General features: G+C 73.0%; 17 protein-coding genes. 6 read left to right on the top strand and 11 right to left on the bottom strand.

Annotation, left to right across the window (positions count from 1 at the left end):
* Nucleotides 1-41 precede the first annotated feature (41 nt).
* Both AQJ30_RS36115 and AQJ30_RS36110 read right to left on the bottom strand, forming a co-directional pair.
* Complete coding sequence (locus AQJ30_RS36115; protein ID WP_067242411.1) at nt 42-290, bottom strand: type II toxin-antitoxin system antitoxin; 249 nt, start codon at nt 288-290, stop codon at nt 42-44.
* Complete coding sequence (locus AQJ30_RS36110; RefSeq protein ID WP_067242408.1) at nt 287-1,252, bottom strand: SPFH domain-containing protein; 966 nt, start codon at nt 1,250-1,252, stop codon at nt 287-289. The genes AQJ30_RS36115 and AQJ30_RS36110 overlap by 4 nt, the downstream gene beginning before the upstream one ends.
* 279 nt (nt 1,253-1,531) lie before the next feature.
* Here AQJ30_RS36110 and AQJ30_RS36105 point away from each other — a divergent pair, with 279 nt between their 5' ends.
* Nucleotides 1,532-3,943: a transglycosylase domain-containing protein gene (locus tag AQJ30_RS36105; RefSeq protein WP_067242406.1), complete on the top strand. Its 2,412-nt coding sequence runs from the start codon at nt 1,532-1,534 to the stop codon at nt 3,941-3,943.
* A gap of 110 nt (nt 3,944-4,053) precedes the next feature.
* On the opposite strand, the gene AQJ30_RS36100 is transcribed toward AQJ30_RS36105, so the two are convergent.
* From AQJ30_RS36100 to AQJ30_RS36085, 4 genes are all read right to left on the bottom strand, one after another.
* Nucleotides 4,054-6,174, bottom strand: a complete 2,121-nt coding sequence (locus AQJ30_RS36100) for an ATP-binding SpoIIE family protein phosphatase (RefSeq protein ID WP_067242404.1) — start codon at nt 6,172-6,174, stop codon at nt 4,054-4,056.
* A 301-nt stretch (nt 6,175-6,475) separates the two neighbouring features.
* Nucleotides 6,476-7,183: a cytidylyl-2-hydroxypropylphosphonate hydrolase gene (fomD, locus tag AQJ30_RS36095; protein WP_067242401.1), complete on the bottom strand. Its 708-nt coding sequence runs from the start codon at nt 7,181-7,183 to the stop codon at nt 6,476-6,478.
* Nucleotides 7,184-7,275: 92 nt separating this feature from the next.
* The gene (locus AQJ30_RS36090) at nt 7,276-8,661 is read right to left on the bottom strand and encodes a class II fumarate hydratase (RefSeq protein WP_067242398.1); all 1,386 of its coding nucleotides are present in this window, start codon (nt 8,659-8,661) and stop codon (nt 7,276-7,278) included.
* Nucleotides 8,662-8,816: 155 nt separating this feature from the next.
* Nucleotides 8,817-10,511 carry a fumarate hydratase gene (locus AQJ30_RS36085; protein WP_067242396.1) on the bottom strand — a complete coding sequence of 565 codons (1,695 nt, stop codon included), beginning with the start codon at nt 10,509-10,511 and terminating at the stop codon, nt 8,817-8,819.
* A gap of 144 nt (nt 10,512-10,655) precedes the next feature.
* Between AQJ30_RS36085 and AQJ30_RS36080 the strand changes: the two genes are divergently transcribed.
* Both AQJ30_RS36080 and AQJ30_RS36075 read left to right on the top strand, forming a co-directional pair.
* Nucleotides 10,656-11,336: a DUF1707 SHOCT-like domain-containing protein gene (locus AQJ30_RS36080; RefSeq protein ID WP_067242393.1), complete on the top strand. Its 681-nt coding sequence runs from the start codon at nt 10,656-10,658 to the stop codon at nt 11,334-11,336.
* A 252-nt stretch (nt 11,337-11,588) separates the two neighbouring features.
* The gene (locus tag AQJ30_RS36075; RefSeq protein ID WP_067242391.1) at nt 11,589-11,966 is read left to right on the top strand and encodes a WhiB family transcriptional regulator; all 378 of its coding nucleotides are present in this window, start codon (nt 11,589-11,591) and stop codon (nt 11,964-11,966) included.
* A gap of 107 nt (nt 11,967-12,073) precedes the next feature.
* Here AQJ30_RS36075 and glpX read toward each other — a convergent pair whose 3' ends face one another.
* Nucleotides 12,074-13,108 (bottom strand): class II fructose-bisphosphatase, encoded by a 1,035-nt coding sequence (glpX, locus tag AQJ30_RS36070; protein WP_067242388.1) that lies wholly within the window; start codon nt 13,106-13,108, stop codon nt 12,074-12,076.
* A gap of 128 nt (nt 13,109-13,236) precedes the next feature.
* Between glpX and AQJ30_RS36065 the strand changes: the two genes are divergently transcribed.
* Complete coding sequence (locus AQJ30_RS36065; protein ID WP_067242385.1) at nt 13,237-13,761, top strand: DUF4245 domain-containing protein; 525 nt, start codon at nt 13,237-13,239, stop codon at nt 13,759-13,761.
* A gap of 85 nt (nt 13,762-13,846) precedes the next feature.
* On the opposite strand, the gene AQJ30_RS36060 is transcribed toward AQJ30_RS36065, so the two are convergent.
* The 3 genes from AQJ30_RS36060 to xseA form a co-directional block, all read right to left on the bottom strand.
* Complete coding sequence (locus AQJ30_RS36060; RefSeq protein ID WP_067242382.1) at nt 13,847-14,437, bottom strand: malonic semialdehyde reductase; 591 nt, start codon at nt 14,435-14,437, stop codon at nt 13,847-13,849.
* A gap of 213 nt (nt 14,438-14,650) precedes the next feature.
* Nucleotides 14,651-14,884, bottom strand: coding sequence for an exodeoxyribonuclease VII small subunit (locus AQJ30_RS36055; protein WP_067242380.1), 234 nt, complete (start codon nt 14,882-14,884; stop codon nt 14,651-14,653).
* Between the two features lie 53 nt (nt 14,885-14,937).
* The gene (gene xseA, locus AQJ30_RS36050) at nt 14,938-16,146 is read right to left on the bottom strand and encodes an exodeoxyribonuclease VII large subunit (RefSeq protein ID WP_067242377.1); all 1,209 of its coding nucleotides are present in this window, start codon (nt 16,144-16,146) and stop codon (nt 14,938-14,940) included.
* 71 nt (nt 16,147-16,217) lie between these two features.
* On the opposite strand from xseA, the gene AQJ30_RS36045 reads away from it, so the two are divergent.
* Both AQJ30_RS36045 and ppgK read left to right on the top strand, forming a co-directional pair.
* On the top strand, nt 16,218-17,270 hold the full coding sequence (locus AQJ30_RS36045) for a 4-hydroxy-3-methylbut-2-enyl diphosphate reductase (protein ID WP_067242374.1): 1,053 nt from the start codon (nt 16,218-16,220) through the stop codon (nt 17,268-17,270).
* Between the two features lie 46 nt (nt 17,271-17,316).
* Entirely contained in the window at nt 17,317-18,078 is a 762-nt protein-coding gene (ppgK, locus tag AQJ30_RS36040; RefSeq protein WP_067242371.1) for a polyphosphate--glucose phosphotransferase, read from the top strand.
* A 482-nt stretch (nt 18,079-18,560) separates the two neighbouring features.
* Here ppgK and AQJ30_RS36035 read toward each other — a convergent pair whose 3' ends face one another.
* The gene (locus AQJ30_RS36035) at nt 18,561-18,998 is read right to left on the bottom strand and encodes a DUF6542 domain-containing protein (protein WP_067242369.1); all 438 of its coding nucleotides are present in this window, start codon (nt 18,996-18,998) and stop codon (nt 18,561-18,563) included.
* Between the last annotated feature and the right edge of the window lie 440 nt (nt 18,999-19,438).

Raw genomic sequence — 19,438 nt, 5'->3', positions numbered from 1 at the left:
GTGGGTGGGGGGGGGGGTGGGGGGGGCGGTCGCGGCCGGGCTCACTCGGGCGGCGTCGTGTCCCGCGGTGGCCGGCCCCGCCGGGGGAGCGGGCCCGTGCCGCCGGGGAGGCGGCCCGCCTCGGCCAGGGCCCGGCGCAGCAGGAACTCGATCTGGGCGTTCGCCGACCGCAGCTCGTCCGACGCCCACCGGGCCAGCGCGTCGTACACCGACGGGTCCAGCCGCAGCAGCACCTGCTTGCGCTGCTGCGGCTGCCGCTTGGGGGCGGGCCCCCCGACGGAGTCGGTCACTGGTACAGCGTCCCGGTGTTCAGCACCGGCTGCGGTGCCCGGTCCCCGCACAGCACCACCATCAGGTTGGACACCATCGACGCCTTCCGCTCCTCGTCCAGTTCCACGATGTCCCGCTCGGAGATCCGGGCGAGCGCCGCCTCGACCATGCCCACCGCGCCGTCGACGATCTCCCGCCGGGCGGCGACCACGGCCCCGGCCTGCTGCCGCTGGAGCATCGCCGAGGCGATCTCCGGAGCGTACGCGAGGTGGGTGAAGCGGGACTCGATGATCTGCACACCGGCCGCCTCCACGCGCGCGTGCAGCTCGACGGCGAGCTTCTCGGTGATCTCCTCGGCGTTGCCGCGCAGCGACAGCCCGTCCTCGTCGTGGGAGTCGTAGGGGTACTCGATGGCGATGTGCCGGACCGCGGCCTCGGTCTGGGTGGAGACGAACTCCAGGAAGTCGTCCACCTCGAAGGTGGCCTGCGCGGTGTCGCGCACCTTCCACACCACGACCGCGGCGAGCTCGATCGGGTTGCCGTAGGCGTCGTTGACCTTGAGCACGGCGGTCTCGTGGTTGCGCACCCGGGTCGAGACCTTGGTGCGGGAGGTGAAGGGGTTCACCCAGCGCAGCCCGTCCTCGCGGATCGTGCCGCGGTAGCGCCCGAAGAGCTGCACCACCCGGGCCTCGCCCGGCGCCACCATGTTCAGCCCGCACATGGCGAGGAACGCGGCGAGGCCGACCAGGACGCCGAGCACGATCAGGGCGGCCTTGACGCCGGTGGCCGTGGCGACCGCGCCGGCGGCGACCATCGCGGCGCCCGCCAGCAGCCCGAGCAGACCGAGCAGCAGTGCGAGGCCGCCGCCGATGCTGTGCGCGGTGAACTCGTGCACCCGGGGAGCGGGCATGTCGGGCAGATCGGTGGATTCAGCCGTGGAGGCGGTGGCCGGGGCGGTGCGTGAGGGGTCGTGCGCGGACATGGATGGGTCCCCCGTTTCCTGGACGTCTGCTGGACGAGCGCCAGCGCTCTTCTAGCTAAGTGATATCACTTTTCCGCGAGATGGCAACCCTCGGGGCTTCCCGGACGTCGGTTCCGGTGGGGCGGAATGCGGGTTCCCCGGGGGTGCGTGCTGATTGTCACGCCCGAAAAAGCCCGGATCGACAACCCTTTGTCATAGAGAGCGGTGTTAGCTTTCTGAGCTGACCTGCCCCCGGAGCACGGGTGTGACGACCGAGTAGGAAGCGGAGCGAGCGGACTCATGGGACGAGCGGACGACAGACGAGCGCGGCAGCGTGGTGGCCGCCGCGCGGCGCCCCGCAACCGCTCGGCGCAGGAGAGCGCGGCCCCCTCGTCCGGCACCCCCTCCGCCGCCCCCGCCGGCGCGCCGGCGGCGGGCGGCCGCGCGGCGGCCCGCCGTGCCGCCCAGCAGCGCGGCCGGGGCGGCACGAAGGACAAGGGCCTCATACGCAGGATGTTCACCTGGAAGAAGATCCTCGGGACCTTCCTCGGTGTCTGCCTGCTCGGCATCGGCGCCTTCGTCCTGATGTACATGATGATCGACATCCCGAAGGGGAACGCCGACGCGCTCAAGCAGAGCAACGTCTACAAGTACAGCGACGGCAGCATCCTGACCCGCGACGGCGACCTCAACCGCGAGAACGTCGACCTCGCGCAGATACCCAGGCCCGTCCAGCGCACCTTCGTCGCCGCCGAGAACAAGACCTTCTACCAGGACGCCGGCGTCGACCTGAAGGGCACCGCGCGCGGCATCCTCAACACCGTGGCCGGCAAGGGCGCGCAGGGCGGGTCGACGATCACCCAGCAGTACGTCAAGAACTACTACCTGACCCAGGAACAGACCGTCACGCGCAAGCTGAAGGAACTGGTCATCTCGCTGAAGCTGGACCGCGAGAAGTCCAAGAACTACATCCTGGCCGGTTACATCAACACCAGCTACTACGGCCGCGGCGCCTACGGCATCCAGGCCGCCGCCCAGGCCTACTACCGCGTCGACGCGAGCAAGCTCACCGTCCCGCAGGGCGCCTACCTGGCCGCGCTGCTGCAGGCGCCGAGCCAGTACGACTGGACCGCGGCCTCCGACACCGGCAAGCGGCTGGTGCAGGCCCGCTGGAACTACGTCCTCGACAACATGGTCGAGGAGGGCTGGCTGGACAAGGGCAAGCGTGAGGCGATGACGTTCCCGGTGCCCAAGGAGCCCCGGGAGGCACCCGGCAAGGCCGGCCAGGTCGGCTACCTGGTGAACGCCGCCAAGGCCGAACTGGAGCGCCAGCTCGTCAAGCAGGGCAGGGCGGACTCCCTGGAGGACGCCGAGGACCTGGTCGGCCGGGGCGGCTGGACGATCACCCTCAACATCGACAAGAAGAAGCAGAAGGCGCTGGAGGCGTCCGTCAAGGAGCAGCTGACCGGCAAGCTCGACCCGAAGAAGCGCTCGGTGGACGGCGACGTCCAGGCCGGCGCCGCCTCGGTCGACCCGAAGACCGGCGCGGTCGTGGCCATGTACGGCGGTGTGGACTACCTCAAGCACTACACCAACAACGCCACCCGCACCGACTACCAGCCCGCGTCCACCTTCAAGCCGGTGATCCTCGCCGCCGCCCTCGACAAGGGCGCCCAGACGCAGGACGGCAAGCCGATCACCGCCGACACGATCTACGACGGCACCAGCAAGCGCCCGGTCGTCGGCAGCGACATCGGCTTCGCCCCGGAGAACGAGGACGACGCCGACTACGGCGACATCACCGTGCAGACGGCGATGAACAAGTCGGTCAACTCCGTCTTCGCGCAGATGGGCGTCGACGTCGGCATGGACCACGTGCTCAAGGTCGCCAACGACCTCGGCATGGACACCGAGGGCCTGAAGGCGGTGCCCGCGCAGACCCTGGGCACCATGGGCGCGAGCCCGCTGCAGATGGCCGGCGTCTACGCCACCCTCGACAACCACGGCCGCAAGGTCACCCCGGCCCTGATCAAGTCCGCGCAGAACAGCAGCCAGACGCTGGAGCTCACGGACCCGATCGGCGGCCAGGTCGTCAGCCGCGAGGCCGCCGACACGGTGACCTCCGTGCTCACCGGCGTGGTCGACGACGGCACGGCGCGCACCTCGGTGCGGGACAACCCCGAGCGCAGGGGGCAGAAGGTCGCGGGCAAGACCGGTACCTCCGACAACAACAAGTCGGCCTGGTTCACCGGCTACACGCCCGACCTGGTCACCTCGGTCGGCCTGTTCGGCGAGTCCGCCAAGCCGCCGCACCCCCAGGTCACCCTGACCGGCGCGACCGGGCGGATCCCGGGCAAGGGCCGGATCAACGGTGGCGGCTACCCGGCGCAGATCTGGGCGGCGTACACCTTCGGCGTCTCCACCAAGGTCAGCCGGTTCGACCTGGAGACCGACCAGGGCGCGGCGGTCCGGCCCACGGTCACGGCCGCCCCGAGCCCGACGGTGACGCAGACGCCGACGCCGACGCAGGAGCCGACCACCCAGGCCCCGACCACGAAGGCGCCGTCGCAGACCCCGACGACCCAGGCCCCGCCGTCCCGGACGCCGACGCAGACGCCGACCACGGAGGAACCCACGACGGAGCCTCCGACCAGCGAGATCACCACCCCGCCGGCGAACCCGCTCACCCCGCAGTTCGGGGAGCAGCGGTAGGGACGCGTCAGGGGCGCCCGGTGACCACCACCGGGCGCCCCTGACGCCTCACCCGGGACCGTGCCGGGCCGGTGCGCGGCCCACGGGACCCCCGCCGGCCGCCACCGCCGCTACGGCCGGGTGAGTTCGAACCAGACCACCTTGCCCGCGCTCAGCCGCGTGGCGCCCCAGCGCCGGGTGAGCCGGTTGACGAGATACAGCCCGCGACCGCCCTCGTCGGTCGCCCGGGCCTGCCGCAGCCGTGGCAACTGCGGCACGTCGTCGCCGACCTCGCAGCGCAGCACGTCGGTCCGCAGCAGCCGCAGCGTCACCGGCCGCGTGGCGTACCGCACCGCGTTGGTCACCACCTCGCTGACCAGCAGCTCCACCGAGTCCGTCAGGTCCTCCAGGCCCCACCGGGACAGCGCCCGCCGGGCCAGCCGCCGGGCCTCGCGGGGTGCGGAGACCTCCGGCTCCAGCAGCCAGTACGCCACGTCGCTCGGCGCGATCCCGTCGAACCGGGCCGCGAGCAGCGCGATGTCGTCGTCCCGGTCGCCGGGCCCGAGCATGTCGAGCACCTCGTCGCACAGGGCCTCCAGCGGCGGCGGGTGGTCGGGACCGGTCAGCTGCGCGGTCGCGGCCAGCTTCTCGCGCAGCTGCTCTATGCCGCTGGCCACGTCCCGCAGCCGGGACTCCACCAGCCCGTCGGTGTACAGCAGCAGGGTCGCCCCGGCCGGCGCGTCCAGCTCGACGGCCTCGAAGTCGACGCCGCCCACGCCGATCGGCGCGCCCGGCGGCACCCGCAGCACCTCGGCCCGGCCGCCCAGGTGCAGCAGGACGGGCGGCGGATGGCCGGCGTTGGCGATGGTGATGCGGTGCGCGACCGGGTCGTAGACGGCGTACAGGCAGGTCGCCATGCGGTCCGTGCCGAGCCGCTGCGCCTGCTCGTCGAGGTGGTGCAGCACCTCCTGCGGCGGCAGGTCCAGCCCGGCCAGCGTCTGGGCCGTCGTGCGCAGCTGGCCCATGATCGCGGCGGAGGTCATGGAGTGGCCCATGACGTCGCCCACCACGAGCGCCACCCGGCTGCCCGGCAGCGGGATCGCGTCGTACCAGTCGCCGCCCACCCGCGCGGTCTCGGCGGCCGGCAGGTACCGCGAGGCCAGCCGCACGCCCGTGGGGCGGGGCAGGGTCTCGGGCAGCATGGTGCGCTGGAGCTCGTCGGCGATGTACGCCTCACGGTCGTACAGCACGGCCTTGTCGATGCCCAGGGCACTGTGCGTGGCCAGTTGGGCGGCCACCAGCAGGTCGTCGCCCTCGAAGGTGATCCGCTCGGGCCCGCGGATGAACACCGCGGCGCCGATCACCCGGCGACGGCCGCGCAGCGGCGCGAGGATCGCCCGCTGCCCGCACGGGACGACCGACTGGCCCTCCTCGCCGAGCAGTTCGGGCAGCGCGGCGCGGGCGGCGGGGGCGTCGGCGAACACCGGGCGCACCCCGCGCAGCACCTCCGCCAGTGCCCCGCCGGGCCGCACCTCGCACAACTCGGCGATGACCGAGGACAGTTCGGACAGCTCGGGGCTCTCCGGCGGGAGCACGGCCTGGGCGAAGCCGGCCTCGGAGTCGCGCTCCTGCGGGATGCGGTCGGTACGGCGCAGCCGCAGCACCACGGGGCCCACGGGCCGCTCGTCGCCGACCGGCAGCGGGTCGCGCAGGTAGACGAGGATCGCGTCGGAGAAGGTCGGCACGGTCGCCCGGCACAGGCCCATCACGATCTCGTCGAGGTCCATGCCGCGGGCGATGCGCCGGGTGGCGGCGCCCACGAAGCGCAGCCGGTCGCCGTCCCGCCGCATCGGCGTGGGCCGGCCGCCGGGTGGCGGGTTCTGGCCGCTGCGCCGGTCCCGGGCGGACACCGGGCCGCGCTCCTCGGCCCCCGGCTGCACCGGGATGGACTCCGGCACGGGACGCGGCCGGTGGGTGCCGGTCTCGGCGGCGGCGGGCTGGGAGTGCTCGGGGTCCGACCCGGCCGCTCCCGGCCCGTGGCCGCCCGGCTGGCCGCCCGTGCCGTTGCCGGACGGGGCGGGCGCGCCCGACGGGGTCGTGGTGCCCGGGGTGCCCTCGGCGCGGGCCTGCGCGGCGGCGGCCGGCAGTGCCGCGGCACCGGCTCCCGGCACCGGGGTACGCAGGAGCGCCCCGCGGGGGTCCGTGGGGTCGACGCCCTGGGGGCGTTCGTAGGACGTGGGGTGCTCCGTCACGCGTGTCGAATCCATCCGTCCGGGGCTGCGCATACGTGCGGCTGCGCCCGCCGAAGTGCCGATACCCGCAATACGTGCCCCAGGAACGGAATTCCGGCGTGCTCGGTGGTCGTTCTCGGGCCGCGGGTGCGGCAGGTGCGGCGGGTGCGGCCCGTACCGGTGGTGCCCTCGTACCCCTCGCTCACGTCCTGCCGCCCCTCGGTGACGTTCGGTCAGACTCGGCGTCCGTCCCCGCAGTTGGTGTCATGCGCCCTTGCGGAGGACGATCCTACGTTTCATGCCCGGGGGCGCATCAAGGGTCTCATGTGGACACGTGCGCGGGGGTGCGGTCCCAGTCGTCCGGCAGGACCGGGACGCTCCAGGACGGATCCGGGCGCCAGTCCTGCCAGCCGTCCGAGAACGGCGGCCCCCAGGCGCGGATCACCTCCACCACTCGCCGGCCCGCCCGGCGCACCTGTGCGGCACCCTCGGCGTCCATCAGCCCGTCCCGCTGGGCCTGCGCGAACTCGTCCTCGTCGCGCCAGTGCCAACTGCGGTCAGGGTGCACGGAGATGTCCAGGAAGTGGTCCTCGGAGTCCACGCCGCCGTCCCAACGGGCCAACGGCTCCTCGAGGTTGACATACCAGTTCTTGAAGCGCCAGCCCGGTTCCCAGAACAGCCACACCGACCACGGCTCACCGGGCCGGGCGAGCTTGAGCACACCGGTGCCGAACCAGCGGTCGAGCTGCACGGTGCGCGGCTTGGTGTACCGGGTGGCCAGCGGTTCCTGGTGCAGCGGGGTGCCGTCCGCCAGCACCGGCTTGACGCACGCGGTGCCCGGCGCCAGCCAGACGGCCAGCAGCTCCTCGTCGTCCCGGACGACGGTGACGGGCCGGGCGATGTGGATGCGCGCGCCGGCGTTCTCCCGGTACCGCCACAGGACCTGGCTCCCGGGCTCCCAGAACGGCGCCCCGCCCGTCCCGTCCGTCCCCGCGTGCTCCACCCGTCCCACCGCTCCACCGTCCGCCATGAACAGATACTAGGTGCCCAGGGCATACGACGCGGTCGGATCGGGGACGGTTCCGGCCGCCCGGCACCGGGACCGCCCCGCCGCGTCCCGGTTCAGGGGCGGGTCATCCGCAGCACGTCCAGCGCCTCGTCGAGCTGCTCCTCGGTGAGGTCGCCGCGCTCCACGTACCCGCCCTCCAGCACCACCTGACGGATCGTCCTGCGCTCGGCCAGCGCCTTCTTGGCGACCTTCGCGGCCTCCTCGTAGCCGATGTACCGGTTGAGCGGGGTGACCACCGACGGCGACGACTCGGCGTACTCCCGGGCCCGTTCGCGGTGGGCGACGACGCCGTCCACGGTGCGGTCGGCCAGCAGGCGGGAGACGTTGGCGAGCAGTCGCACCGACTCCAGCACGTTCTTGGCGATGACCGGCAGCATCACGTTCAGCTCGAAGTTGCCGGCCGCGCCCGCCGTGGCCACGGTCGCGTCGTTGCCGACGACCTGCGCGGCGACCATCAGCACCGCCTCGGGGATCACCGGGTTGACCTTGCCGGGCATGATCGACGAGCCGGGCTGGAGGTCGGGCAGCGCGATCTCGGCGAGGCCGGTGCGCGGCCCGGAGGCCATCCAGCGCAGGTCGTTGGCGATCTTGGTGAGGCCGACCGCGATCGTCCGCAGCTGCCCGCTGGTCTCGACGATGCCGTCCCGGGCGCCCTGCGCCTCGAAGTGGTCGCGCGCCTCGGTCAGCGGCAGCCCGGTGGCGCGGGCCACCTCCTCGATGACGGCGGCCGAGAAGCCGCGCGGGGTGTTGATGCCGGTGCCAACGGCCGTTCCGCCCAGCGGCAGTTCGGCCAGCCGGGGCAGGGAGGCGTGCAGCCGCTCCACGCCGTAGCGGACCTGGGCCGCGTACCCGCCGAACTCCTGGCCCAGGGTCACGGGCGTGGCGTCCATCAGGTGCGTGCGGCCGGACTTGACGACGTCGGCGAACTCCTCGGACTTGCGCTCCAGCGCGGCGGCGAGGTGCTCCAGGGCCGGGATCAGGTCGCGGGTGACGGCGGCGGTGGCGGCGATGTGGATCGACGACGGGAAGACGTCGTTGGACGACTGGGAGGCGTTGACGTGGTCGTTGGGGTGCACCGGCCGCCCGAGCCGCTCGGTGGCGAGGGTGGCGATCACCTCGTTGGTGTTCATGTTCGACGAGGTGCCCGAACCGGTCTGGAAGACGTCCACCGGGAAGTGCTCGTCCCACCGCCCCTCGGCGACCTCGGCGGCGGCCTCCTGGATCGCCCGGGCGACGTCCTCGTCGAGCACCCCGAGCTCGGCGTTCACCTTGGCGGCGGCGCCCTTGATGCGCGCGAGCGCCTCGATGTGGGCGCGCTCGATGCGCTGCCCGGAGATCGGGAAGTTCTCGACGGCCCGCTGGGTCTGGGCCCGCCACTTGGCCTCGGCGGGGACGCGTACCTCACCCATGGAGTCGTGTTCGATCCGGTATTCGCTCATGACCGGTACAGCGATCGGGAGGACGGGGATGTTCCGCCGGAGGCCCACCCGGGTGACGCCCGCTGCCCGGCCGGCGAGCGGCGGGTGTGCGGGGTGGATGCGCGGGGCGGGCGCGGCCGGGGTCGCCCCCGCGCCGCGCCCGCCGCCCGCGCGCGTCAGGCCAGGCCGGGACCCCGGACCGGGATCGACGTGAACGTCGGTGCCGGGGCCGGGTCCTTGAAGAAGTCGTTGCCCTTGTCGTCGACGACGATGAACGCCGGGAAGTCCTCGACCTCGATCTTCCAGACCGCCTCCATGCCCAGCTCCTCGTACTCGAGGACCTCGACCTTCTTGATGCAGTCCTGCGCCAGGCGCGCGGCCGGCCCGCCGATGGAGCCCAGGTAGAACCCGCCGTGCGCCGCGCACGCGTCCGTGACCTGCTGCGAGCGGTTGCCCTTGGCCAGCATCACCTTGGAGCCGCCGGCGGCCTGGAACTGCTCGACGTAGGAGTCCATCCGGCCCGCCGTGGTCGGCCCGAAGGAGCCGGACGCGTACCCCTCGGGGGTCTTCGCGGGACCGGCGTAGTACACCGGGTGGTCCTTGAGGTACTGCGGCATGCCCTCGCCCGCGTCCAGCCGCTCCTTGATCTTGGCGTGCGCGATGTCGCGCGCCACGACCAGCGGGCCGGTGAGCGAGAGCCGCGTCTTGACCGGGTACTTGGCCAGCTCGGCCAGGACGCCGTCCATCGGCTGGTTCAGGTCGATCCTCACGACGTCGGACGACTCGTCCAGGTGCTCGTCGGTGGTGTCCGGCAGGAAGCGCGCCGGGTCGGTCTCCAGCTGCTCCAGGAAGACGCCCTCGGCGGTGATCTTCGCGACGGCCTGGCGGTCGGCGGAGCAGGACACCGCGATGGCGACCGGGCAGGACGCGCCGTGGCGGGGCAGGCGCACCACGCGCACGTCGTGGCAGAAGTACTTGCCGCCGAACTGCGCGCCGATGCCGATCTTCTGGGTCAGCTCGAAGACCTTCTCCTCCAGCTCCTGGTCCCGGAAGCCGTGGCCGAGCGGCGAGCCCTCGGTCGGCAGGGTGTCCAGGTAGTGCGCGGAGGCGTACTTGGCGGTCTTCAGCGCGTACTCGGCGGACGTGCCGCCCACCACGATCGCCAGGTGGTACGGCGGGCAGGCGGCCGTGCCCAGCGAACGGATCTTCTCCTCCAGGAACTTCATCATGGAGGCCTCGTTCAGGACGGCCTTGGTCTCCTGGTACAGGAACGACTTGTTGGCCGAGCCGCCGCCCTTCGCCATGAACAGGAACTTGTAGGCGCCGCCGTCGGTGGCGTACAGCTCGATCTGCGCGGGGAGGTTGGAGCCGGTGTTCTTCTCCTCCCACATGGTGAGCGGGGCCATCTGCGAGTAGCGCAGGTTCAGCCGGGTGTAGGCGTCGTAGATGCCGCGGCTGAGGGCCTCCTCGTCGCGGCCCTCGGTCAGCACGTTCTGACCCCGCTTGCCCATGACGATCGCTGTGCCGGTGTCCTGGCACATCGGCAGCACGCCCGCGGCCGCGATGTTGGCGTTCTTCAGCAGGTCCAGCGCGACGAACTTGTCGTTGGCGGAGGCCTCCGGGTCGTCGATGATCCGGCGCAGCTGGGCGAGGTGGGCGGGGCGCAGGTAGTGCTGGATGTCGTGGATGGCCTCCTCGGCCAGCTTGCGCAGCGCCTCCGGCTCCACCGTGAGGAACGTCCGCCCGTCCGGCCCCTCGACGGTGGAGACACCCTCGGAGGTCACCAGCCGGTAGGGGGTGGTGTCCTCGCCCTGGGGGAGCAGATCGGTGTACGCGAACGCTGGGCGGGTTGGGGGGGAACTACTCGACATCGCAGGCCATTCCTCACTCGACAGACGACGACCCGCCGACGTTGGCGGGCCTTCCCAGCCTAGAACCTGTCCAAGGCGCCGGGCCTGTGAGGTAAGGCTCAGCGAGGGGTGTCGCGATCTATCGTGTTTCGCTACGCTGCTGTCGTGGACCTTCAGAAGCAGACCGCTCCCGCTCCGGCTGCCGAACTGCGCGCCTCGGACGCCGACCGTGACCGTATCGCCGACATCCTGCGCGAGGCCCTGGCCGAGGGCCGGCTCACGGCCGACGAGCACGCCGAGCGCGTCGAGGGCGTGCTCGGCGCCAAGACCGTCGGCGAGCTGGAGGCCTTCATCCGGGACCTCCCGGCCGCCCACGCGCGCCGGGTGACCGTCTCCGCCCCGAGCCGCCCCACCGCGGGCGCCATCCCCGTCGACCCCGACGACAACGTCGTCGCCGTTTTCAGCAGCGCGGTCCGCAAGGGCCGTTGGCGCGCGGGCCGCCGCATCCACGCGTACGCGATCTTCGGCAGCGTCGAGATCGACCTCAGCGAGGCCCTGTTCGAGTACCAGCAGGTCGTCATCAAGGCGATCTCGGTCTTCGGCAGCGTCGAGGTCCGCGTCCCGGAGAACGTGTCGCTGCGCGGGACCGGCGGCGGGGTGCTCGGCTCCTTCGAGGTGGACACCCTGGACGCGGCCGAGCCCGACGCCCCGGTGGTCTACCTCGACGGCTGGGCGGTCCTCGGCAGCATCGAGGGCCGGCCCCGGCGCGGCCGCCTCGTCGCCGACATCCTGGACCGCGTGCACCGCAAGGTCGACCGGACCCTGCACCGGCACCTGGAGCGTTGACGGACGCGAACGGCGGCCCGTCCCGGCGGACTTGACCGCGGACGGGGCCGGGCGCCGGGCGGCGCGACCGAGCAGGACCGCGCGAAATCCAGCGGTTCACGACTCAGTGCATAGGCGCGCGCACAGCGGGTAGGGCTTGCTGCATCGTCTCTTGGAGGGTGCCGTGGGAGCTCGCGGGGCCCGGCACGCCGGCCCGTTCCCGTGCATCCCCCGGCACCTTCCAGCTCGCGAAGCCGTCGTCAGGAGTAGACCGTGCTGCAACCGCCGCATTCGTCCCTGCAGGTAGCTGCCGTTCCGGCCCAGCGGGTGCCGGCGCGGGACAGGGACCAGGACGCCCCCTGGCACACCGAGGCGGTGTGCCGGCGCGACGAGGCCGGCCTGTTCTTCGCCCCCTCCAAGGAGCCGACCGCCGCCCGGCTGTCCCGCGAGGAGGCGGCCAAGCGGGTCTGCGCGCGCTGTCCTGTGATGGTCGAGTGCCGCGAACACGCCCTGCTCCAGCCCGAGCCGTACGGCGTCTGGGGCGGCCTGACGGCGGCGGAGCGCCGCGTGGTGCTGGCCCGGCGCCGGCGCCGCGACATGGAGCTGAAGAAGGCCGCGCGCGCGACGGGCCGCATAGCCGCGGCGGGCTGACGCCGGCCCGGCAGACGTGCGGAAAGGGCGCCCCTCCGCACCGGGGCGCCCCTCCTCGAACGGTGTCGGCCGTACCGCGTCAGCCGACGCGCGTCAGCCGCACCGCGTCACTTGGCGCGGTCGAAGTCGATCGCGCTGTACGCCCGCAGCTTCCGCAGCCGGTGCTCGGAGTCGATCTTCCGCACCGTGCCCGACTTGGACCGCATCACGATCGACTCGGTCAGCGCGGTCTCCGAGCGGTAGCGCACGCCCCGCAGCAGCTCGCCGTCGGTGATGCCGGTCGCGACGAAGAAGACGTTCTCCCCGGACACCAGGTCGTCCGTGGTGAGCACCCGGTCCAGGTCATGGCCCGCGTCGATCGCCCGCTGCCGCTCCGCCTCGTCCTTGGGCCACAGCTTGCCCTGGATCGTGCCGCCCAGACACTTCACGGCGCAGGCCGAGATGATGCCCTCGGGGGTGCCGCCGATGCCGAGCAGCAGGTCGACGCCGGTGCCCTCGCGCAGCGCATAGACCGACCCGGCGACGTCGCCGTCCGAGATCAGCTTGATGCGTGCGCCCGCGTCCCGGACCTCCTTGATCAGGCCCTCGTGCCGTGGCCGGTCCAGGATGACGACGGTGACGTCCTCGGGCGTGGACCGCTTGGCCTTGGCGATGCGGCGGATGTTCACCGCGACCGGCGCGTCGATGTCGACGAAGTCGGCGGCCTCCGGCCCGGTGACCAGCTTGTCCATGTAGAACACGGCCGACGGGTCGAACATGGCGCCGCGCTCGGCGGCGGCCAGCACCGCGATGGCGTTGGGCATGCCCTTCGCGGTCAGCGTGGTGCCGTCGATCGGGTCGACGGCGATGTCGACCTCGGGCCCGGTGCCGTCCCCGACGTGCTCGCCGTTGAACAGCATGGGCGCCTCGTCCTTCTCGCCCTCACCGATGACGACGACGCCGTTCATCGACACGGTGGAGACGAGGGTCCGCATGGCGCGCACCGCGGCACCGTCGGCGCCGTTCTTGTCGCCGCGCCCGACCCAGCGGCCGGCGGCCATGGCCGCGGCCTCGGTCACCCGGACGAGCTCCAGGGCGAGGTTGCGGTCCGGGGCCTCGGACGGGACGTCAAGCTCGGACGGCAGGTGATGGTTCTCGGTCATCGGAGCGCACCTTTCTGATACGACGACGGCCGGATGAGGGTTTTCGCCCTTCGACTCTATCCCCAGTCCGACAGGATGAGCAGGGGACCCCACGGATGAGCGCGACCGGCACCTGCGACGATAGGGGCGTGGCAGGTTCGAAGGGCAAGCAGAAGACGGTCCGGGACATGGTCCTCTCCCTCGGGGTGATCATGATCGCGGCAGCGGTGATCTATGTGTTCCTCCCGCACGACGACAAGGAACCCGACGTCAAGCGGGTCGACTACCGCATCGAGCTGCTCACCGCGCGCCGCGCCGCCGCCTACCCGGTGGCCGCGCCGGAGGGGCTGCCGGAGACCTGGAAGGCCACCTCGGTGCGCTTCGACGCGGCGGCCTCCGACGCCTGGCACCTCGGTTTCCGCGCCCCCGACGGGGAGTACGTGACGGTCGAGCAGTCGACCCGGAAGCCCGGCGTGTTCATCAAGGAGGCGAGCCAGGGCGCGAAGGCGACCCAGGTCACCGAGGAGATCGCCGGCCGCACCTGGACCCGCTACACCGGCGGCCGCTACGACGCGCTCGTCCTCAAGGGCCCCGACGGCTCGACCACGGTGGTGGCGGGCACGGGGTCGTTCGCCCAGCTGAAGACGATGGTGGGCGCACTCAGGATGGCGTGAGGCGCCTCACCGGGCGTCCGCCCGTGCCGTGCACGACAAAGGCCCCCGGCGTCCTGCCGGGGGCCTTCGCGGTGCCGGGCGGTGCTCAGACCGTCGTGACGACCTGCTCGTACGCCAGGCGCGGGGAGCGCGGGTAGGAGGCGTTCTCGCCGGGGCGGCCGATGTTGACGACCATCAGCGGGGTGTGGTCGTCGTCCAGGAACTCCTTGCGGACGCCCTCGAGGTCCACACCGGTCATCGGACCGGCGGCGAGCCCGGCGGCCCGGACGCCGACGATGAAGTACGCGGCCTGGAGGGCGGCGTTCAGCGCGGCGGAGTTCTCCCGGACCACGCGCTCGCCGAAGAAGGCGTCCTTGGCCTGCGGGAACGCCGGGAACAGGGTCGGCAGCTCCTCGTGGAACTCGTTGTCCGCGGAGAGGATGGCGACCAGCGGCGCGGTGGCCGTCTTGGCCCGGTTGCCCTCGGCCATGTGCGCGACCAGGCGCTCGCGGGCCTCGGGGGAGCGGACCAGGGTGATGCGCAGCGGGGTCTGGTTGAAGGCGGTGGGGCCGTACTTGACCAGGTCGTAGATCGCCTGCACCTGCTCGTCGGTCACCGGCTCGTCGGTGAAGGTGTTCGCGGTGCGGGCCTCGCGGAACAGCAGGTCCTGGGCGGCGGGGTCAAGAACGAGAGACATGCGTGAACTTTCCTCGGTGGCGCGTCCGGCCCGGGATCGCCGGACCGGTGGACGGCTGCGACGATACGCCGAAGAAGTTCAAGGTTCAACTAAAGCGGGCGTGTGGTGATCGTCCTCACAGCACCCGGACCGCCCACCGGCCACGCACCGGTCCGCCGATGACCTACTCATCCTCGTCCGGCGGTGGCCCGCTCGTCCCCGTCCGCCGGTGGCCTACTCGTCCTCGTCCGTCCCCTCCACGGACTCCTCCTCCGCGAGGGCCGCGTCCAGCCGCGCCCGGGCGCCCTCCAGCCAGCGCCGGCACACCGTGGCCAGCTCCTCGCCGCGCTCCCACAGCGCCAGGGACTCCTCGAGGGTCGTCCCGCCCGCCTCCAGCCGCCGCACGACCTCGATCAGCTCGTCACGCGCCTGCTCGTAGCCGAGCGCTTCGTCCACCTTGCCGGTCATCGACCCGTCCCGTCCGTCATCCGCCCTGTCCGTCGTGTCCCTCATCGGCGCGCTCACCCGTCGACCCGCACCGAGAACTCGCCCTCGGCGACCCGGGCGCGCAGCGCCTCGTCCGCCGTCACCTCGCCCGGATCGCGCACCACGTGCCCGTCCGCCCGCTGCAGGACCGCGTACCCGCGCCGCAGCGTCATCGCCGGGGACAGCGCCACCACGCGCGCGTGCGTGTGCGTCAGCTCCGACTCCGCGCGGTCCAGCAGGTGGCCCAGGCAGCGCCGGCCGCGGTCGACGAGCGAGGCGACGTGGTCGGCCCGCTCGTCGATCATCCGGTGCGGATCCTGTATCGCCGGGCGCGCGAGCGCGTGGGCGAGCCCGCGCTCCTCCCGGTCGACCAGCGCCCCCACGCACCGCCGCGCCCGGTCCCGCAGGGCCCGTACGCGCTGCATCTCCTCGCCCACGTCCGGCACGACCTTCTTGGCCGCGTCGGTCGGGGTGGAGGCGCGCAGGTCCGCCACGTGGTCGAGCAGCGGGTTGTCGGGCTCGTGCCCGATCGCCGAGACCACCGGCGTACGGCACTCGGCGACCGCACGGACCAGCTGCTCGTCGGAGAACGGCAGCAGGTCCTCCACGCTGCCCCCGCCGCGCGCGACGATGATCACGTCCACGTCGTCCAGCGCGTCCAGCTCCTTTACGGCCTGCACGACCTGCGGGACCGCGTGCACGCCCTGCACGGCGACGTTGCGCACCTCGAAGCGGACGGCGGGCCAGCGGTGCCGGGCGTTCTCCAGCACGTCCCGCTCGGCCGCCGAGGCCCGGCCGCAGACCAGCCCGACGAGCTGCGGCAGGAACGGCAGCGGCTTCTTGCGCTCCGGCGCGAACAGACCCTCCGCCGCGAGCGACCTCTTCAGCTGCTCCAGGCGCGCGAGCAGCTCGCCCATGCCCACCGGCCGGATCTCGGCGGCCCGCAGCGACAGCTGGCCGCGCGGGGCGTACCACTCCGGCTTGGCGTGCACCACCACGCGCGCGCCCTCGCCCACGATGTCGGCGACCGCGTCGAACACCTGCCGGTAGCAGGTGACGCTCACGGAGATGTCGTACGACGGGTCGCGCAGCGTCAGGAACACGACGCCCGCGCCCGGACGCCGCGACAACTGGGTGATCTGCCCCTCGACCCAGATCGCGCCGAGCCGGTCGATCCACCCCCCGATGAGCCGCGACACCTCACCGACGGGCAGCGGGGCGTCCGCGGACGTGTTCACAGCCATGCGGCGAGCGTAACGGCAGGCACCGACAGCCCGGGGCAGGAGATCTTCGGGCCCCGGGGCGCGGCCTTACGATGGGACCCATGACCGCTTCGCCTGGCCGCCGTGTCCTGCTCGCCGCCCCCCGTGGCTACTGCGCCGGTGTGGACCGCGCCGTGATCGCCGTCGAGAAGGCCCTCGAGCAGTACGGGGCCCCCGTCTACGTCCGGCACGAGATCGTGCACAACAAGTACGTCGTGCAGACCCTCGAGAGGAAGGGGGCCGTCTTCGTCGAGCGCACGGAGGAGGTGCCGCCGGGCAACATCGTGATGTTCTCCGCGCACGGCGTCGCCCCCGTCGTCCACGAGGAGGCCGCGCGCGGCCGGCTCGCCACCATCGACGCGACCTGCCCGCTGGTGACGAAGGTGCACAAGGAGGCCGTGCGCTTCGCCAACGACGACTTCGACATCCTGCTGATCGGGCACGAGGGCCACGAGGAGGTCATCGGCACGTCCGGCGAGGCCCCCGACCACATCCAGCTCGTCGACGGCCCCGAGGACGTCGCCAAGGTCGAGGTCCGCGACCCCTCCAAGGTCGTCTGGCTGTCCCAGACCACGCTCTCCGTGGACGAGACCATGGAGACGGTCGACGCCCTGAAGGAGAAGTTCCCGCAGCTCATCTCCCCGCCCAGCGACGACATCTGCTACGCCACGCAGAACCGTCAGCTGGCCGTCAAGCAGATGGGCGCGGAGGCCGAGCTGGTCATCGTGGTCGGCTCGCGCAACTCCTCCAACTCCAAGCGCCTGGTCGAGGTCGCCAAGCTCGCGGGCGCGCGCGCCGCGTACCTGGTCGACTTCGCCGACGAGATCGACGAGGCCTGGCTGGAGGGCGTGACCACGGTCGGCGTCACCTCGGGCGCGTCCGTGCCGGAGATCCTGGTCGAGCAGGTCCTGGAGTTCCTCGCCGCGCGCGGCTACGGCGACGTGGAGATCGTCAAGGCGGCCGAGGAGTCCATCACGTTCTCGCTCCCCAAGGAGCTGCGCCGCGACCTGCGCGCGGAGGCGGCGACGCTGGTGGCGGAGCGCGGCGGCGCGGGCGTGGACGCGCGCGGGAGCGCGGGCGTGGCGGAGCCGAACTCCGCGCAGTGACCCGGGGGCTGCCGTGACCGTCGGTGGGCCGTCGTAACGTGGAGCCATGCAGATCTTCGGTGTGGACATCGGCGGGTCCGGAATCAAGGGCGCCCCAGTGGACCTGGACAAGGGCGACCTCGCGGCCGAGCGCTTCAAGGTGCTCACCCCGCACCCGGCCACGCCCGACGGCGTGGCCGACGGCGTACAGCAGGTCGTCGAGCACTTCGGCTGGACGGGACCGGTCGGGCTGACCTTCCCGGGCGTGGTCACCGGCGGGGCGACGGTCCGCACCGCCGCCAACGTCGACAAGAGCTGGGTCGACACGGACGCGCGCGCGTTGTTCGCCGACCGGCTCGGCGGCCTGCCGGTGACGGTCGTCAACGACGCCGACGCGGCGGGCATCGCCGAGATGAGCTTCGGCGCGGGCAAGGGCCGCAAGGGCACCGTCATCCTGCTCACCTTCGGCACCGGCATCGGCAGCGCCGTCTTCACCGACGGCGTCCTCGTGCCCAACACCGAGCTCGGCCACCTCGAACTGCACGGCCACGACGCGGAGAAGCGCGCCTCCAGCAAGGCCAAGGAGGACGAGGACCTCAGCTGGGAGCACTGGGCGCACCGCGTCCAGAAGTACCTCGCCCACGTCGAGATGCTCTTCTCGCCCGAGCTGTTCATCATCGGCGGCGGGGTGAGCCGCAAGGCCGCGAAGTTCCTGCCCCACGTCGAGGGCATCCGCGCGGAGATCGTCCCGGCCGAGCTCCAGAACAACGCGGGGATCGTGGGCGCGGCGATGCGGGCGGCGCAGGGGGAGGGGAAGAGCGAGGGGTGAACCTGCGGGCTCGCTGGGCGGGGCTGAGGGCTATCCGGCGCGGGCCCGGCGAGGGGTGAACCCAGGGGCTCGCTCGGGGCGGTCGGCGGCAGCCGCGCGGGCCGGCTGGGGGAGTGAACCCACGGGCCCGATCGGTGCAGCCGACGGCCATTCCGCGTGGGCTCGCCGAGGTGTGGACCGACGGGCTTGCTCGGTGCGGTAGCTGGTACCTGAGCGCGGGCCGGCCGAGGGGTGAACCCACGGGCTCGCTCGACGCGGTCGGCGACAGCTGCGCGCGGGCCGGCCGGAGGTGAACCCACGGGCTTGCTCGGTGCGGCCAGCGGCCGTCCCGTGCGGGCTCGCCGAGTGTGGGCCCGCGGGCTTCTCGGCGCGGCCGAAAGCAACCGCGCGCGGGCGGACCGGGGGCGTACCCCCGGGCCCAGTGACGGGTGACCGATGGGCCGCCCGGCCCGGCCGGCGGCCACCCCGCGCGGGACCGCCGCTCAGGAGGCCGCCGGCTGGCGGCGGCTCCGGGCCGTCCGCCGGTGGGCGACCAGGGCCACCCGGCGCGCGAGTACCAGCAGGGCGGCGACCAGCGTCCCGGCGTACAGCCACCCGGCCTGCGTGGCGAGCGCGGTGAGCAGGCCCATCGCGTACGACCCGAGCCCCCTGTCGCCGTCGACCACGGGGAGCAGCCCCCCGGCGAAGGCGATCGGCAGGGCGACCGGCGCGATCAGCAGGTCGCCCGGCCGCACCCACAGCGCGGTCAGCACGGACACCGGCAGGAACAGCACGCCGTACGCCGTCAGCGACGCCCCGCCCAGCCACCGGTCGACGCATCCGAGTCCCAGCATCAGCGCCAGCGTGAGCAGCCCGACCCCGAGCCCGGTGAGCCGGGCCTGGGGCGGCCGGCCGGGGGACGGTTCCGAGGCTGGGGGCATGGGGGGCACGGGGGGCCGTACGCCGTCGGCGGGCTGCCGGGCCGGCCCGCCGGGCCGGGGCCGCGGGGGCTTGCCGGCACGGGCAGCGGCCCCGGAGGCGCCGGGCGCCCCGGTGCGCCGGGACGAGGCCGCGCCCGGCGCACGGGGCGTCCGCCGGACCGGGCGGGGCCGGCGGGAGCCGGGGGAACGACCGGCCGGCGAGCCACCCGAGGTTTCGGCCCCGTCGACACGCGGGGAGCCGTTCGACCGGCCGGACACGTCGGCACGGGAGGAGTCACGCGGACGCCCCAACGCCCCCGACGGCCGCGACGACGCCCCACTCCCGCCCCCGCCCCCACCCCCGGCCCTGCCTCTGCTCCGGCCCCCGCCCTTGCCCCCGCCCCCGGCCGCGCGGGCCGACTGGGGCGGCAGGGACGAGCTGCCGGGCCGTGTTCCGTGCT

The sequence above is a fragment of the Streptomyces longwoodensis genome (assembly GCF_001514125.1).
GTDB lineage: Bacteria > Actinomycetota > Actinomycetes > Streptomycetales > Streptomycetaceae > Streptomyces > Streptomyces longwoodensis.
Note: the sequence above shows the minus strand (reverse complement) of the source record. Positions and strands in the feature narration are given on the sequence as shown.